Below are 14959 nucleotides of genomic sequence, written 5' to 3' on the forward strand. Positions count from 1 at the left end.
AACTGCGATGCGGACGCGTGACCTGGTTAGTGACGTGCCCTCGGCGAGCCGATGTTCTTCACGAGCGCGGCACTACTGGCGTTGTAGAGTGAACCACACGTGTTGCTGTGGTGCGTAGTGGCACTGCTTTTGAGTGTTTTGTCTGTTCTTCGGTAGGTGCAGCCTCGGTCGCTCGAAGCTCAATCGCGGAGAGTAGCGCGAAAACAACGTCGAGTCTCGATCAAGGTTACGTGTGAGTCCTGCGAGTCGAAGTTGCCTCACCAGCAACTATCCGGGTTTTTAAGTAGATTAAACGGCATGTAACAGATGAGCGGGCCGAAATCGAGAGGTTCGACGGCGTGCACGAGGATCCATCGCCGCGAGAGTCCTGGCAATCACGATGGACTCTCGATCCAATACGCACGTTCCACCTTCAGAAGGATTACCCGCGCGACGGCACCATTCGCTTACCGTACTCATAGACACCAGGCGAGACCACGAACGAACCAGTACCAAAAATCCGGCTCTATTGAAATCCTATTCTTCAGATACGTTCTCGTCTGAAACAGTCGGTCACTGAAGAGTGCGTACTGCTCGCTTCACTCGGAGTTTGTATCGCTGGGAACTGTCCGAGATACGCGCGCCTCTCTGCGGACGAACGCACTGAAACGAAGCGAGCGGTACGTGAGTCCTCACCTACAAAGACTCCGCGGCCGATTGCCTGCACCGGCAAAGACTGAAGGCCACTGCACTGGTATTCGACCCTATGTCGAAACAGATGAACACCGTCGTCTCAGGTGACGAGTCGGATATTCACGACGAGCCCCACATTCGGGACCGGCGAATCACCGTGAGCCACATCCACGCGCTGGTCGAAGAGCGCGACCTCGACGCACAGACGGTTGCGGACCGTTTTGACCTCACTACGTCCGAAGTCTACCACGCACTGGCGTACTATCACGACCACCCCGAAGAGATGCGGACGGTCGAAGAACGCCGTCGAGAACTTCACGAAGCCGCAAAAGACGACCCGAGCATCATCACCGGCCCCGAGGATCTGCCAGAATCGTCGTGATGCGGGTGTCGTTTCTGCTTGACGAGAACATCGCGGCTCCATTGGCTGACAAACTCGACAAAGCAGGCCACGACGTAGAGTGTGTCGTCGACGTGAGCGAATTGGGAGAAGGCGTCGACGACACCACGATTCGTCTGTACGCCGTCCAAGAGGGACGTCTTATTGTCACCAGTGACGACGACTTTGTCCAGATGCCGGCAGACTCTCACAGCGGGGTATTCTACGTCCCCGACCAGTCGCTCTCCTCGCACGAACTTTACCATATCGTCCAGCGAGTTATCGAAGCATTCCCCAACCGAGAGGCGATGGACACAGTGACGTACGTTACTACTGACTGGCTGTGAATCACGAATTAAGCGAGCGGTACGTGAGTCCCCTGTACTGACCACCCCGGTCAGAGTGTATCACTTCCGAAGGATTTCAACAGAGCCAAAAATCCATAGCTACCGCTCTCAATTCAGGTGTCTCGGAGGTGTTACGCACCCACCGGTCAGGCAGCGATACAACGCCGAATCAAGCCCAGCAACCGCGCTAGCAACGCCCGAAAGCGTGCCGGCGTCACCACCCCCATCACTGCAGAAATAATCGCGTCTACAGCTGTTGCTGCGGCAGCCGTGGGACACTCCGACTTGCGGACAAGTACACCGACCACATGAGCCTCATTCATTCAGCACTCGTCTCACCCGAGTCCGTCAGTATTTCGGGAAAAATCGAGAGGAAGCGCCTGTCCAACAATTCATCCAGAACATTGCCCTGCCGTTCGAGACAAGGCCGGTATTATCCGATCCGGTCGAGTGCGTCGCGGCGGTCTTCGACTGGAACCTGATCGTATTTCATCGTGGTTTTCGCAGATTTATGTCGGAGCTGAGTTTGGGCGGCCGCGAGGTCCTCCTCTCTCGTCATGTACGTCCCGGTAGAGTGCCGGATCGTGTACCAGCTCATCTGTCGATCCTCGTAGTCGATCCCGGCGATCTCACACAACTCGTGGAGCACCCGGCGGAGTGACGCTGAGGCGTACGGGTTGCCTTCACGCGTGAGCCACAGTTCGTCGCGTCCGTCGTACAGCTCGTACGTTTCGCGTTGAGCGAGCCAGCGTCGCAACACGTTCACCGAGCGGCTGCCGAGACTGACTCGCCAGTTGTCCTCGTTTTTCGAGCTGTCCTCTATCGGGATGCGAAGGATCCCGTTATCGAGGTCGACCCACGACGTGACGGCGCGTTCGACTTCGATTGGGCGTAACGCGGCGTCAAGGCTGACACTAACGAGGCTCGGGATTTTCCAGTTGTTCGCGCGGTCCCAGTCGTCCCGCGTGATGTCGTCGACGGGTTTCTCGAATCGCTGCGCGAGGTACGCGGCGATCTCGCGACGTTCTCGCGGGGAGACGTTGTTGTACGACGGGATGCTCCCGTATTCGAGCGCAGCTTCCCGGATGTGTTTCCGCTCAGCGAGCGTCAAGTAGTCTCGCGGCGCGGTCGTGCCGGAGCTGCTGGAGAACGAGATTTCCGGGTCCCACTCGTCGTCGCCGCGTTCGTGTGCTCGCCATTTGAACAGCATCCGCACGGCCTTCTGACACAGGTCACGGTGCGTGTCGCTACAGTCAGCGTACGCGAGTTCCTGCATCCATGCGTCGGCGTGATCGTGTGTCACGGCCGTCGTGTATCGGTTCTCGGCGTCCCAGACGTATCGGTAGAACTGGTCCATCCGGTAAATCCGGTTTTGCACGGTGCTTTCGGCGTACCCGTTTGCTTTCTTCGGGTCGATGCCGAACGCGAGCAGCCACTTGATCGCGTCTTCGCGCTCGGTTCGGTAATCGACGCGTTGCCGCTGGGAGAGCCGCTCAGCGGTCGGTTGCGGCACGACAGCGAACTCGCTCAGATCCATCGCTGGACCCTCCAGGGGCGTCCTGCGAGTCGGATTGCAGGGCAAATTTTTCTAATCGCTGTACTGCGTCGGGGTGTCCCGACAACCGGCATCGCAGTATCGTGAAGCCACATGGGTTGTTGATCGGTCCACGGGCTCGAAATCGCAGGACGACGACGGCAAAAGGATGCTCCGGCGGGGATTTGAACCCCGGTCATTGCCTCGAGAGGGCAATATGATTGGCCGGACTACACTACCAGAGCGCACGTCCGTTCAACGCATTTTCGGGTAGGGCAGGATATTGTAAAACAGTTCCGTTTCGACCGCGCCGTGCCCCGGTTTAGCGTGACCCGAGTTCCGCGATAGCGGGGAGCAGTTCGGGTCGAGAGGTCGCGGCACGGCACGCCCCTCAGACGTCGACGGCGAACGGGGCGGCGTCGTCCGCACCATCGGCGAGCGCGGCGAGCAGGTCGGCGACCGCGTCGAGGTCGCCGAGGTCGACGACCTCCACGGGCGTGTGCATGTACCGGTTCGGTATCGACACGGTGAGCGACGGAACGCCGCCGCGAGCGGTGTAGAAGGCGTCGGCGTCGGTGCCGGTTCGGGTTCCCGCCGCCTGAAGCTGTGCGTCGATGTCGGCGTTGGCGGCGGCGTCGCGTGCGAGGGCGACGAGAACCGGATGGTTCGCGCTTCCGCGGCCGATCACGGGGCCGCCGCCGAGCGTGACGGGACCGCGGCGTTCGATCTCGACGTCGGGATTATCGGTGGCGTGAGTGACGTCCACGGCAACGAACGCGTCCACGTCGTCGAGGTCGACGCCGACCATCCGGGCGCCTCGGAGACCGACCTCCTCCTGAACGGTGGAGACGGCGTAGACGGTGGCGTTGACATCGCGCGCGGCCGCGCGGCGAAGCCCCTCGGCGACCGCCCAGGTGCCCGTGCGATTGTCGACGCCACGGGCGGCGATCCGGTCGCCGACGAGTTCCTCGCAGTCGGTCGAGAACGTGACGGGGTCACCGACCTCGACGTGTCGGCGGGCCCCGTCGGCGTCGGCCGCGCCGATGTCCACGAACTGGCCGGTTATCTCGTCGTACACGTCCTCCTCGGGGTCCCGCAGGTGGATCGCGGTCTGGCCGATCACGCCCTGGACGGGCTCGTCGGCGTGGACCGTGACGTGCTGGCCCTTCGAGACGGTGCGGTCGGAGCCGCCGATCTGCGCGATCCGGAGGAAGCCGTCGTCGAGCACGTCGCGGACGATGAACCCGATCTCGTCGGCGTGGCCCGCCAGCGCGACCGTCGGTGCGTCGGGGTCGCCATCGTGGACTGCGACGACGTTACCGTACGCGTCCGCGGAGACGTCGTCCGCGAACCCGCGAACGTAGTCGGCCCAGACCCGCTGGCTCGGGGCCTCGAACCCGGAGGGACTGGCGGTCGCGAGCAGGTCGTCGAGAAAGGTCCGGCCGCGCTCGTGCATGACGGGAGTGGCGCGGCGAACTGCAAGAATCCGCCGGTCCCGGACGGCCGAGCGCCCACCGGTCGTCGCGGCACCGCCGCCACGACTAAACCGTTGCCCCACGAACAACGGGATATGACAGACTCGTCATTCACCATCCTGGAGATCCACCTCGGCGACGGCGACATCGAGATCGGTCCGTTCGAGCTCTTCGGCGCGGCCGACGAGCCGGCGGCGGCCATCGAATCAGAAACGGCAGCGGACGTCATCGAGGCGGACGCCGACGAGACCGACGGCGACTCCGACGGCGGCGTTTCGGCGCGGTCGATCGCCGGGCTCCTGCTCGCGCTGATCGCGCTCGTCGCCGTCGCGGTGGGCGTCGCGAAGCTCCGTTCCGACGACGAGACCCCGTCGGGTATCGCCGGCGACGACTGATCGCACCGACGCTCTCGTCGCTGCCGAACCGACACAAGCGATTTGAGGCGGGCACCCCTCCCGTTCGTATGGACATTCTCCAAAGCCTGCGCACGGTCTCCGAGGCGTCCGGCAGCGGCGTCATCGACTGGGACCGGGCCGCGACGGCCGCGAAGGCGAGCACCGACCCCGGCTCGCTCGCGCTCACGGCCGCCGAGCGGGAGGGCTACGCCACCGACGTCCGTGAGGCTCGCGCACGGCTGGGCGAGGTCGCGGGGATCGCGTTCGACGTGCCCGACGCGATCGAGGTGCAGAACCGCCACCACTGGATCGACGCGAGCGTCGACACCTTCCGGAACGTGATGGCGCCGATCGAGGCGGCGGCGAGCGGGCGGGCGGGGGCGGAAGGCGGTCCCGGAAATCCCGGCGCCCCCGACGGCTTTGACGACCGCGTCGGCCCCGGCGGTCCCGTCGCGGCGTTCTCCCGAGACGTCTCGCGTATCACCAACACCGGGACGATGGCGTTCGCGCTGGGCTTCCTCGCGCGGAACGTGCTCGGGCAGTACGACCCCCTGCTGCTTGCCGACGAGCCGGACGCAGACCACGGCCTCTACTTCGTCCACCCGAACATCGTCGCCGTCGCGGCATCGCTCGACGTCGACTACCCGCGGTTCCGGCGATGGATCGCCTTCCACGAGGTGACCCACGCGGCCGAGTTCGGCGCGGCGCCGTGGCTCCCGGAGTACCTCGAGTCCCGCGTCGAGCGCGGCGTCGAGGGGTTGACGGGCCGCGAGGTGACGCTCGGCGGGCTCGACACGGAGGCGTTCGGCGAGCTGCAGGCGGCGATGACGGCGGTCGAGGGGTACGCGGAGGTGCTGATGGACCGCGCCTTCGACGACGAGTACGCCGACCTGCGGCGGAAGCTCGACGAGCGTCGCGGAGGCGGCGGACCGATCCGACGGCTCGCCCAGCGCCTGCTCGGACTGGGCATGAAGCGCCGGCAGTACGAGCGCGGCGCCGCCTTCTTCCGACACGTCGCCGACGCTCGGGGGATCGAAGCCGCCGGCGTCGTCTGGGAGCGCCCCGAGAATCTCCCGACCCGGACCGAGCTCGACGACCCCGATGCGTGGCTGGTGCGGGTCGATCCCTGAACGAGCGACGAGCCGACCGGGGTCGAAGTCGGCCGTCGCCGGTCAGGGATAACTGGAGGAGCGGCGAATCCCGAGAAGCTCGGTGCTAGACGGTCGGTTCGGTATAAATCGGTCGCGTGAGGGGGCGATCCGGTCGCGCGATGGTCGGGTTCGTCGACCGGTGTCGGGGCGAAAGGGCCTATTTAAACGCCACGACCCTGCAGCTTCTCCTCTTCGGGCATGTCCTCGTTGGACTGGCCCTTCATCCCCTTACCGGTCCCGCTCGCGATCCGGGCGAGCTCCTCTGGGTCGTCCCAGTTGTTGACGGCCTCGACGATGGCGTTGCCCATCGCCGCGGGGTCCTCCGCGCCGAAGATGCCGGAGCCGACGAAGATGCCGTCACAGCCGTGGTACATCATCAGCGCGGCGTCGGCCGGCGTCGCGATGCCGCCGGCGGCGAAGTTGACGACCGGGAGCCGGCCGGCCTCGGCGGTCTCGTGGACCAGGTCGCGGGGGGCGCCGTGCTCGCGGGCCCACTTCTCCCGCTCCTCGTAGTTGAGGCCGGTGAGCGTCCGGACCTGGTTTTTGATGGTGCGCTGGTGTTTGACCGCCTGGTTGACGTCGCCGGTGCCGGCCTCGCCCTTCGTACGGATCATCGCCGCGCCCTCGCGGATGCGGCGGAGGGCCTCCGGAAGGTTTCGGGCGCCGCAGACGAACGGCGACGCGAAGTCGCGCTTGTCCGTGTGGTACTCGTCGTCGGCCGGCGTGAGCACCTCCGACTCGTCGATCATATCGACGCCGAGCGCCTCCAGGATCTCCGCCTCCTTGCGGTGACCGATGCGCGACTTGCCCATCACGGGGATCGAGACCTCGTCGATGACCTCGGGGACCCGCTCGGGGTCGGGCATCCGGGCGACGCCGCCGCGCTTCCGGATGTCCGCCGGGACGTGTTCCAGCACCATCACGGCGACCGCGCCGGCGTCCTCCGCGATGCGGGCCTGTTCGCGGTTGACGACGTCCATGATCACGCCGCCCTTCTGCATCCGCGCGAAGCCGCGCTTGACCAGTTCGGTCCCCCGCTTCAGCTCCTCCAAATCCGTGGCCTCTGCCATGTTCGAACCATCGGTCGCCGGCCACTTAACGGGTCGCTTTTCGGAGGCTCGCGGTGCTGAAACGGCGGGACGGACCGCTTCGATGCGACCGGCTGAAACCGTCCCAACGGCCCCGACCGACACCACCGTAACCGGCAAGTCCCCGGCCGACGCAGATCCGTCCGTGACGACCGGAGCGATCGTCGCCGGCGGGCACTCGACCCGCTTCGGCGACCGCGACAAATCGGTCGCCGAACTCGCCGGCGTTCCGATGATCCGACGGGTGGCGGACCGGCTCGCGGGAGCGGACGACCCGGTCCCGCCGGGCGCGGCCCGCGCCGCGAGCGGCGACCGCGTCGTCGACGACCTCGTGATCAGCTGTCGCCCCGACCAGCGCGAGGCGATCGCCGCGGCGCTCGACGGGCTCCGGCTCCCGCTCACGTGGGCGCTCGACGAGGAGCCCGACCTCGGTCCCGTGGCCGGGATCCGCAACGCCTGCCGCGCCGCGGCGTCGGAGTACGTCGCCGTCGTCGCCTGCGACATGCCCTTCGTCGACCCCGCGTTCCTCGCGTCTCTCCGCGGGGACGCCGCGGGCCGCGAGGCGGCCGTCCCGCAGCTCGACGACCGCTGGTTCCAGACGACGCAGGCGGTGTACCGCGCCGAGGCGATGGCCGCCGCCTGCGACCGCGCGCTCGCCCGCGGCGACCGCAAGGTGGTGGCACCGCTTTCGGAGCTGGACCGGGTCGTCGTCGGCGACGAGACCATTCGCTCGCGGACGACGGCGCGGACGTTCACGAACGTCAACACCCGCGAGGAGTTCGCCGACGCGGCGACCGCCATCGCCGAGGCGCTCGGGGAGGGCGACGGAGGAGAAACGGGCGACGGAGGAGAAACGGCCGGCATCGGCGATTCGGACGACGCGGACACGGACGACACCCGCGACCGTTGACCCGAGATCCCGAGTCGGCCGGGACTCAGTTTTTCAGCGTCTCGTACGCCTCGTTCAGCTCTTTGAACGCCTCCTCGTCGCCGTCCTCGCCGTCGGGGTGGAGCCGCTTCGCCCGCTTTCGGTACGCCGCGCGGACCGTCTCCTGATCGGCGGTGCGGTCGAGGCCGAGCGTCTCGTAGGCCGTGGACGCGGCCATTCCGCGAGTCGGCGGCGCTCTGTCCCGCGGATCGCGTCGTCCGCCGGCGCCGGGGCCGGCCGCGCCTCTCGCGCCGCCGGCCGCCGCACGGCCGAAGCCGCCGTCGGTCGCGCCCGCGGTTCGATGCGCGGAGCGGCGGTGTTCGGCCGTCCGGGCGCGGCGGCGGGCCTGCTCGCGCTCGGTCGGACCCGCTCGCGCCGCCTCGCGACGGACGCGCTCGCGGAGCTTCCCGCTGGCGTGGTACCAGAGGAAGTACGAGACGACGCCGAACGGCACGGCCACGGCCAGCAGGACCGGCGAGACCACGACTCCGGCGACGAGGAGCAGGGCTGTCAGCCCGATGAACGTCGCTGCCATGCCGACGATGATCGTCCGGTTCGTCACGTGCGTACTGAGGGGTCCATCGTTGTAAGAGTCTCGGCGATTCGGGGGCGGTCGCGACCGCTCGCGGGCCGCGCGACCGCCCTCGCGCCCTCCGAACGCTCGCACCCGCCGCCCTCCGAACGCTCGCACCCGCCGCCCTCCGTACCGTTTATGTCCGCGGGCGCCCGGGTTCGCGGTATGCCAAGTGCGGACCGAGCGGTCGCGACCGGGCTCCCGCCGGGCATCGCCGCCGCCCGCGAGGAGCTCACGCCGATGCTCTCGCAGTACGCGGACCTCTGTGCCGCCCACGAGGACGCGCTGGTGCTGTTCCAGGTCGGCGACTTCTACGAGGCGTTCTGCGAGGCGGCCGAGGTCGTCGCGCGGGTCTGCGAGGTGACGCTCACGGAGCGGTCAGACTCGACCGGCGACTACCCGATGGCGGGGGTCCCCATCGACAACGCCGCGCCCTACCTCGAGTCGCTGCTCGACGCCGGCTACCGCGTCGCCGTCGGCGACCAGGTCGAGGAGGCCGAGCAGGCGTCCGGGCTCGTCGACCGCGCCGTCACCGAGGTGATCACGCCGGGAACCGTCGTCGAGGACGACCTGCTGGAAGCGGGCACCACGAACTACGTGGCGGCGGTGGCCGCCGGGGGGAGCGAGGCCGGCGGCGACAGCGGAGACGCCTCGGGCTCCGCGCCCGTCGGCCTCGCGGCCGTCGACGTCTCCACGGGCGAGTGTCTCGTCACGTCGGGCGACCGCGACGCGGTCGCCGGCGAGCTCGACCGGATCGCCCCGGCGGAGCTGATCGCGGGACCGGACGCCCCCGCGTTCGAGCCCGCCGACGCCGAGAACGGCTGGGCGCGCCACGAGTACGACTCCGACGCCTTCGAGCGGCGCGCCGCGACCGAGCGGCTGGAGCCGTACCTCCCGGCGCCCGACCGGCGGTTCGACGCCGACGCCGAGTTGCGCGCGGCCGGCGCCGTGCTCGCGTACGCGGAGTACACGCAGGGCGACGACGGCCCCCTCTCGTACGTCACGCGGATCCGGCGGTACGACCCCCGCGACCGACTACAGCTCGACGCCGCCGCCCAGCGCAGCCTGGAGCTGTTCGAGAATCGCGGCCTCGGCGCCAGCGACACCCTGTTCGACGTCCTCGACGAGACGAACTGCGCGCTCGGCCGGCGGTGTCTGGAACGGTGGCTCCGGCGGCCGCTCGTCGACGCCGACGCGGTCCGGAGCCGCCACGACGCGGTCGGCGAGCTGGCCGACCGCACGCTGGTCCGCGAGGGGATCGCCGACGCGCTCGCGGCCGCCTACGACCTGGAACGTCTCGTCGGGCGCGTCTCGCGGGGCCGGGCCGACGCGCGCGACCTGCGCTCGCTGCACACGACGCTCGCGGTCGTACCGGAGCTGAAGGCGACGCTGGCGGGCGCGGACGGCGAGGACGCCGAAAATGACGATTCCGATCACCCCCGAACAGACCACCTCCGCGACCTCCGCGAGCGCCTCGACGAGCTGGTCGACGTCCGCGAGCTGATCGACGAGGCGATCGCGGTCAACCCCCCGCCCGAGATCACCGACGGCGGCGTGGTCCGCGAGGGGTTCGACGACGACCTCGACGCGCTCCGCGCGACCGAGCGCGAGGGGCGCGAGTGGGTCGCCGACCTGGAGGCGGCGGAGCGCGGGCGCACGGGGATCGACTCGCTGTCGGTCGGCCACAACCAGGTCCACGGCTACTACATCGAGGTGACCGACGCCAACCTCGACCGCGTCCCCGACGACTACCGCCGGCGGCAGACGCTGAAGAACAGCGAGCGCTACTACACGCCGGAGCTCAAGGAGCGCGAGGAGGAGATCGTCGGCGCCGCCGAGCGCGCGGACGCCGTAGAGTACGAGCTGTTCGCCGACGTCCGCGAACGCGTCGCTGACGAGACGGAGCGGATCCAAGGGCTCGCGGACGCGCTCGCCGAGCTCGACGCGTGCTGCTCGCTGGCGGCGGTCGCCGTCGAGGGCGACTACGTCCGCCCGGAGATCCGCGACGACCCCGACGCGGGCATCGAGATCGAGGGGGGCCGTCACCCGGTCGTCGAGCGCGCGGAGGCGTCGTTCGTCCCGAACGACGTCGACCTCCCTCGGGGGTCCGTCGCGGTGATCACGGGGCCGAACATGAGCGGGAAGTCGACGTACATGCGGGCGGTCGCGCTCGCGACGGTGCTCGCGCAGACCGGCTCGTTCGTCCCCGCGCAGGCCGCCACGCTCCCGGTCTTCGACCGGCTGTTCACCCGCGTCGGCGCCTCCGACGACATCGCGGGCGGCCAGTCGACGTTCATGCGCGAGATGAGCGAGCTGACGGAGATCCTCCACGACGCCGGGCCGGACTCGCTCGTCCTGCTCGACGAGGTGGGCCGGGGCACCGCCACCACCGACGGCCGGGCCATCGCCCGCGCCGCCGCCGAGTTCGTCCACGACGAACTCGGGGCCACCGCGCTGTTCGCCACGCACTACCACGGGCTCACCGACCTCGCCGACGAGCGCGAGCGCGTCTTCAACCTCCACTTCACCGCCACCCGTGAGGACGGCGACGTGACCTTCCTCCACCGGGTCGTCCCCGGCGCCTCGTCCTCGTCGTACGGCGTCGAGGTCGCGGAGCTCGCCGGCGTCCCCGCGCCCGTGGTCGAGCGCTCGCGGTCGCTGGTCGACGCCGAGACGGCCGGCCCCGCCGACGGGGACGCGGTCTCGGGAGAACGCGGACCGGACGCGCCGGACGCGCCGACCGAGGGCGACACGCCGACCACCGAGTCGGACCCGGACGACGTCTCGCTCCGGGAGTTCCTCGCCGAGGAGGGCACGGACGGCCAGGCGAGCGGCGAACCGAACGACGACGGCGACGCGTCGATCGCGGACGACGGGACCGGAGACGACAGGGGCGGAGGGAACGGGACCGGCGGCGACCCCGATGGCGACCTCGCCGCGGAGCTGCGCGACCTCGACCTCGCGCGCATGACGCCGATCGAGGCGCTGAACGCCCTCCACGACCTCCAGTCGAGGCTCGACGATGGGGGGTGATGAGCGCGCCGACGAGGGTCGTCCGGACGGGACGACGGACCCGACCGAGAGGCCGGCCCGCGTCCGCCGGCTCGACCCCGCCACCGCCGAGCGGATCGCCGCCGGCGAGGTGATCACCCGACCGGCGCGGGTCGTCGGGGAGCTGGTCGACAACGCGCTCGACGCCGGCGCCGGCGCGGTCGAGGTCGCGGTCGACGGCGACGGCACCGACCGGATCCGGGTCGCCGACGACGGGCACGGAATGGGTCGCGAGGACGCCCGCCGCGCGGTCGAGCGCCACGCGACGAGCAAGCTCGCGCCCGACGGCGACCCGGTCGGCGTCGCGTCGCTTGGCTTCCGCGGCGAGGCGCTGGCCGCGATCGCCGACGCCGCGCGGCTGGAGCTGACGACGAGCGACGGCGACGCCGTGGGTACGCGGGTTGTCGTCGACGGCGCGAGGGCGACGGGCGGCGACGGAACGGACGTGGAGGTCGCCGACGCCGGCCGCGCCCGCGGGACCACGGTCGTCGTCGAGGACCTGTTCGCCGCGCGCCCGGCGCGTCGCGAGTCGCTCGCGGGGCCGGCCGCGGAGTTCGCCCGTATATCCGCGCTGGTCGCAGACTACGCGCTCGCGAACCCGCGAGTCGCGTTCACGCTGGAACACGACGGGTCGACCACGCTGTCGACGCCCGGCACCGGCGTCACAGACGCGCTGTTCGGCGTCTACGACCGCGAGACCGCGAGCCGGTCGACCGAGCTCGCCGCGAGCGTGGAGGTCCGGACGAACGGGGGAGAACGTCCCTCCGTCGACGTGTCCGGCGCGCTCGCGTACCCCTCCGTGACGCGGGCCTCGCGCGACCACGTCCGGGTGTCGGTGAACGGGCGACCCGTGCGGAACGACCGGCTCGCGGCGGCGGTCCGGGGCGGGTACGGGCGCCTGCTCCCGGACGGCCGCGAGCCGGTGGCGGCCGTCGACGTCGCGGTGCCGCCAGCGCGCGTCGACCCGAACGTCCACCCCGCGAAGCGGGAGGTCGGGCTGCGCGACGCCGAGCGGGTCGCGGACGCGGTCGAGTCGGCGGTCGGGGACGCGCTCACGGGCGCCGACCTCCGGCGGAAGGCGGGCGTCGACACCGGGATCGCGTCGGCGCTCGACCCGGTCGGTGGCGACGGCGGCGAGCGCCCTCGGGCGTTCGCAGACGCGGAGCCGATCGGGACCTTCCGCGACCTCTACCTCCTCGTCGAGGCGGGCGACGAGCTGCTCGTCGTCGACGGTCACGCCGCCCACGAGCGCGTGAACTACGAGCGGCTCGGCCGGGCGTTCGCCGACGAGCCGGTGGCGACCGCCGCGCTCGACCCGCCGGCGACCGTGTCGCTGTCGGCGGACGAGGCCGCGGCGACGGAGGCGCACGCCGACGCGCTCGGCGCGCTCGGCTTCGAGACGGAGCCGTTCGGCGGGGGGACCGTCAGGCTCCGGACCGCGCCGGCGCCGTTCGGCCGGGCGGCCGACGCCGACGCCTTCCGGGACGCGCTCGCGTCGCTGTCGGGCGGCGAACCGAAGCGGGACGCCCGGGAGGCGCTGCTCGCCGACCTGGCGTGTCACCCGTCGCTGAAGCGCGGCGAGATCGGCGACCTGACCCGCGAGGAGCAGCGCTCGCTGCTCGATCGCCTCGGCGAGTGCGACCGCCCCTACGCCTGTCCGCACGGGCGGCCGACGGTCCTCGCGGTCGACGAGGCGACGTTCGCGGCCGGGTTCGGTCGAGATCGCTAGGCATGGTCGACGCCCCGTCTTCGGGTCCGCCCAACGGCGCTCGCGTTCTATAACACGCAATACCTCACGAGCTCCTCGTGACGACGACCGGAGGCTATGGAGCGATACGTTATTCTCATAGCAAGATTCATTTAATTTTCCAATAATAGAAATTTGCTGGGAAAGGCACGGTCGGTCGGAGCCGCTCCGCTTCGGGGCGGTCTCTATCGGGCGTGGGACGGCACGCCCGACCCTCGACCGCCGACCGGCCGACGTACCGGCGACCGCAAAGCCACCGACCGACGACTCCCGAACGCGAAACCACACCGACCCGATGTCCAACAGCAAGACGAAACGAGTGGCCGCGGAATCGATCGGCAGAACGGACCGACGTTCGTTTCTCGGCGGCGTCGGTGCGGCAACGGGACTGACCTCGGTCTTCGGACGGGGAGACGCCGAGAAGGCAGAGGGGGGCCGAAGCGGGCCCGGGGGATCAGGGGCAACGTACTACGTGTACCGTTCCAACGACAGGTATCGAGTTGCGAGCAACGAGAACGGCGGCGTCGAGTTCACGACGGATGGCGTCAGCAACGCCGAGGAGGCTTTTCAGTACGCTTTCGATAACGTCCCCGACCGGGGCGGAACGGTCGTCGCCGACACGGACGAGTTCCGTTTCGGCGCGCCGGCCGAGATGTACGACAGAACGCTTCTGACCGGGAGCGCCGGCACACGGTTCGTCGCGTCGTCAACGGGGTCGAGGGTCGGATTTACCGAGCGCGAACTCAGCGTCGGCCACGACCTGATCCGCGTCCGCGGCGACGAGGCCGCGGTCGCGAACATCGAGTTCGACGCGGCGGACACGCGATTGGACAACCACGCCGTTCAGGCGGAGAACTGCGACGGGCTCATCATCGCGAACAACCGGACAATCAACGGGTTCCAGATGGCCCTGTCGTTCGCGGAGTGTCGGAACGTCGTCGTTCGGGACAACGAGGTGATCGACCCCAACTGGTACGGGATCACGAGCCGCGGCGCCCGCGACGACCTCGATCTCCGCCGGTCGCGAGACGTGCTTATCCAAGGGAATCGCGTCACCGACGTCACGTTCAACAACATCGCCCCGTACAACGTCGGGAACTTCAGCGTCGTCGGGAACTTCTGTTCGAGAGGCGGCCACAGCCTCATCGCGTGCTCTCCTTCCCAGCAGGGGACCATCGTCGGGAACGTCTGTCGAGACCTGGAACTTGAACCCATCGCCGCCGATCCGGGCGGGGAGGCGGGGTTAGAGATCGAGTACAAACAGACCCACGTCCTGGATGATATCCAAGACACCGCCGACGAGACATCCTTCGATCTCACCGTCGCGAACAACCACGTGGAGAACTGCGGTGTCGGGTTCATCGCCCGGACGGTCCCGGTCGACGAAGACGACGAGACGGAGTTCCGCCGAACGAAGCGCCCCCACAGTTTCAGTGTCACCGGAAACGCCATCAACGACTGCGGGACCGGCGTACTCATTCGGTCGGGCGCGGACGGCGTGATCGCGACAAACACGCTCCGTGGCAACGACATCCAGATCGACGTCAGAGAGCCGCCGTTCGCGGAGAACATCCGGGTAGACCTAAACGTGACACGCGGCTGATCGGGCGCGTGGAAA

At 69.0% G+C, this 14959-nt stretch carries 12 protein-coding genes and 1 tRNA gene; 8 read left to right on the top strand and 5 right to left on the bottom strand.

Annotated elements, in window-relative coordinates:
* Positions 1-745: 745 nt before the first annotated feature.
* On the top strand, positions 746-1054 hold the full coding sequence (locus tag R6U01_RS02915) for a DUF433 domain-containing protein (RefSeq protein WP_410284963.1): 309 nt from the start codon (positions 746-748) through the stop codon (positions 1052-1054).
* Positions 1054-1398: a DUF5615 family PIN-like protein gene (locus R6U01_RS02920; RefSeq protein WP_410284964.1), complete on the top strand. Its 345-nt coding sequence runs from the start codon at positions 1054-1056 to the stop codon at positions 1396-1398. The genes R6U01_RS02915 and R6U01_RS02920 overlap by 1 nt, the downstream gene beginning before the upstream one ends.
* 433 nt (positions 1399-1831) lie before the next feature.
* Here the strand turns inward: R6U01_RS02920 and R6U01_RS02925 are convergent, their stop codons facing one another.
* The 3 genes from R6U01_RS02925 to R6U01_RS02935 all read right to left on the bottom strand — a co-directional run bounded on the left by R6U01_RS02925 (position 1832) and on the right by R6U01_RS02935 (position 4388).
* Complete coding sequence (locus tag R6U01_RS02925; RefSeq protein ID WP_410284965.1) at positions 1832-2935, bottom strand: tyrosine-type recombinase/integrase; 1104 nt, start codon at positions 2933-2935, stop codon at positions 1832-1834.
* 167 nt (positions 2936-3102) lie between these two features.
* Positions 3103-3177 (bottom strand) — tRNA-Glu (locus tag R6U01_RS02930).
* Positions 3178-3323: 146 nt separating this feature from the next.
* The gene (locus tag R6U01_RS02935; RefSeq protein ID WP_410284966.1) at positions 3324-4388 is read right to left on the bottom strand and encodes a M28 family peptidase; all 1065 of its coding nucleotides are present in this window, start codon (positions 4386-4388) and stop codon (positions 3324-3326) included.
* A gap of 114 nt (positions 4389-4502) precedes the next feature.
* Between R6U01_RS02935 and R6U01_RS02940 the strand changes: the two genes are divergently transcribed.
* Complete coding sequence (locus tag R6U01_RS02940; protein ID WP_410284967.1) at positions 4503-4802, top strand: hypothetical protein; 300 nt, start codon at positions 4503-4505, stop codon at positions 4800-4802.
* A gap of 68 nt (positions 4803-4870) precedes the next feature.
* Positions 4871-5932, top strand: coding sequence for a zinc-dependent metalloprotease (locus R6U01_RS02945; protein ID WP_410284968.1), 1062 nt, complete (start codon positions 4871-4873; stop codon positions 5930-5932).
* 182 nt (positions 5933-6114) lie between these two features.
* On the opposite strand, the gene pdxS is transcribed toward R6U01_RS02945, so the two are convergent.
* On the bottom strand, positions 6115-7023 hold the full coding sequence (gene pdxS / locus R6U01_RS02950; RefSeq protein WP_410284969.1) for a pyridoxal 5'-phosphate synthase lyase subunit PdxS: 909 nt from the start codon (positions 7021-7023) through the stop codon (positions 6115-6117).
* Positions 7024-7186: 163 nt separating this feature from the next.
* Here pdxS and R6U01_RS02955 point away from each other — a divergent pair, with 163 nt between their 5' ends.
* The gene (locus R6U01_RS02955) at positions 7187-7951 is read left to right on the top strand and encodes a molybdenum cofactor guanylyltransferase (protein WP_410284970.1); all 765 of its coding nucleotides are present in this window, start codon (positions 7187-7189) and stop codon (positions 7949-7951) included.
* Between the two features lie 25 nt (positions 7952-7976).
* Here the strand turns inward: R6U01_RS02955 and R6U01_RS02960 are convergent, their stop codons facing one another.
* Complete coding sequence (locus R6U01_RS02960; RefSeq protein WP_410284971.1) at positions 7977-8531, bottom strand: J domain-containing protein; 555 nt, start codon at positions 8529-8531, stop codon at positions 7977-7979.
* 177 nt (positions 8532-8708) lie between these two features.
* Here R6U01_RS02960 and mutS point away from each other — a divergent pair, with 177 nt between their 5' ends.
* From mutS to R6U01_RS02975, 3 genes are all read left to right on the top strand, one after another.
* On the top strand, positions 8709-11576 hold the full coding sequence (mutS, locus tag R6U01_RS02965) for a DNA mismatch repair protein MutS (RefSeq protein ID WP_410284972.1): 2868 nt from the start codon (positions 8709-8711) through the stop codon (positions 11574-11576).
* Positions 11566-13323, top strand: coding sequence for a DNA mismatch repair endonuclease MutL (gene mutL, locus R6U01_RS02970; RefSeq protein ID WP_410284973.1), 1758 nt, complete (start codon positions 11566-11568; stop codon positions 13321-13323). Before mutS ends, mutL begins: the two co-directional genes overlap by 11 nt.
* 313 nt (positions 13324-13636) lie before the next feature.
* Positions 13637-14944 carry a right-handed parallel beta-helix repeat-containing protein gene (locus R6U01_RS02975; protein WP_410284974.1) on the top strand — a complete coding sequence of 436 codons (1308 nt, stop codon included), beginning with the start codon at positions 13637-13639 and terminating at the stop codon, positions 14942-14944.
* The last annotated feature ends 15 nt before the right edge of the window (positions 14945-14959 follow it).

Origin of the sequence: Halorubrum sp., from assembly GCF_046498025.1 — an archaeon.
Taxonomy (GTDB): Archaea; Halobacteriota; Halobacteria; order Halobacteriales; family Haloferacaceae; genus Halorubrum.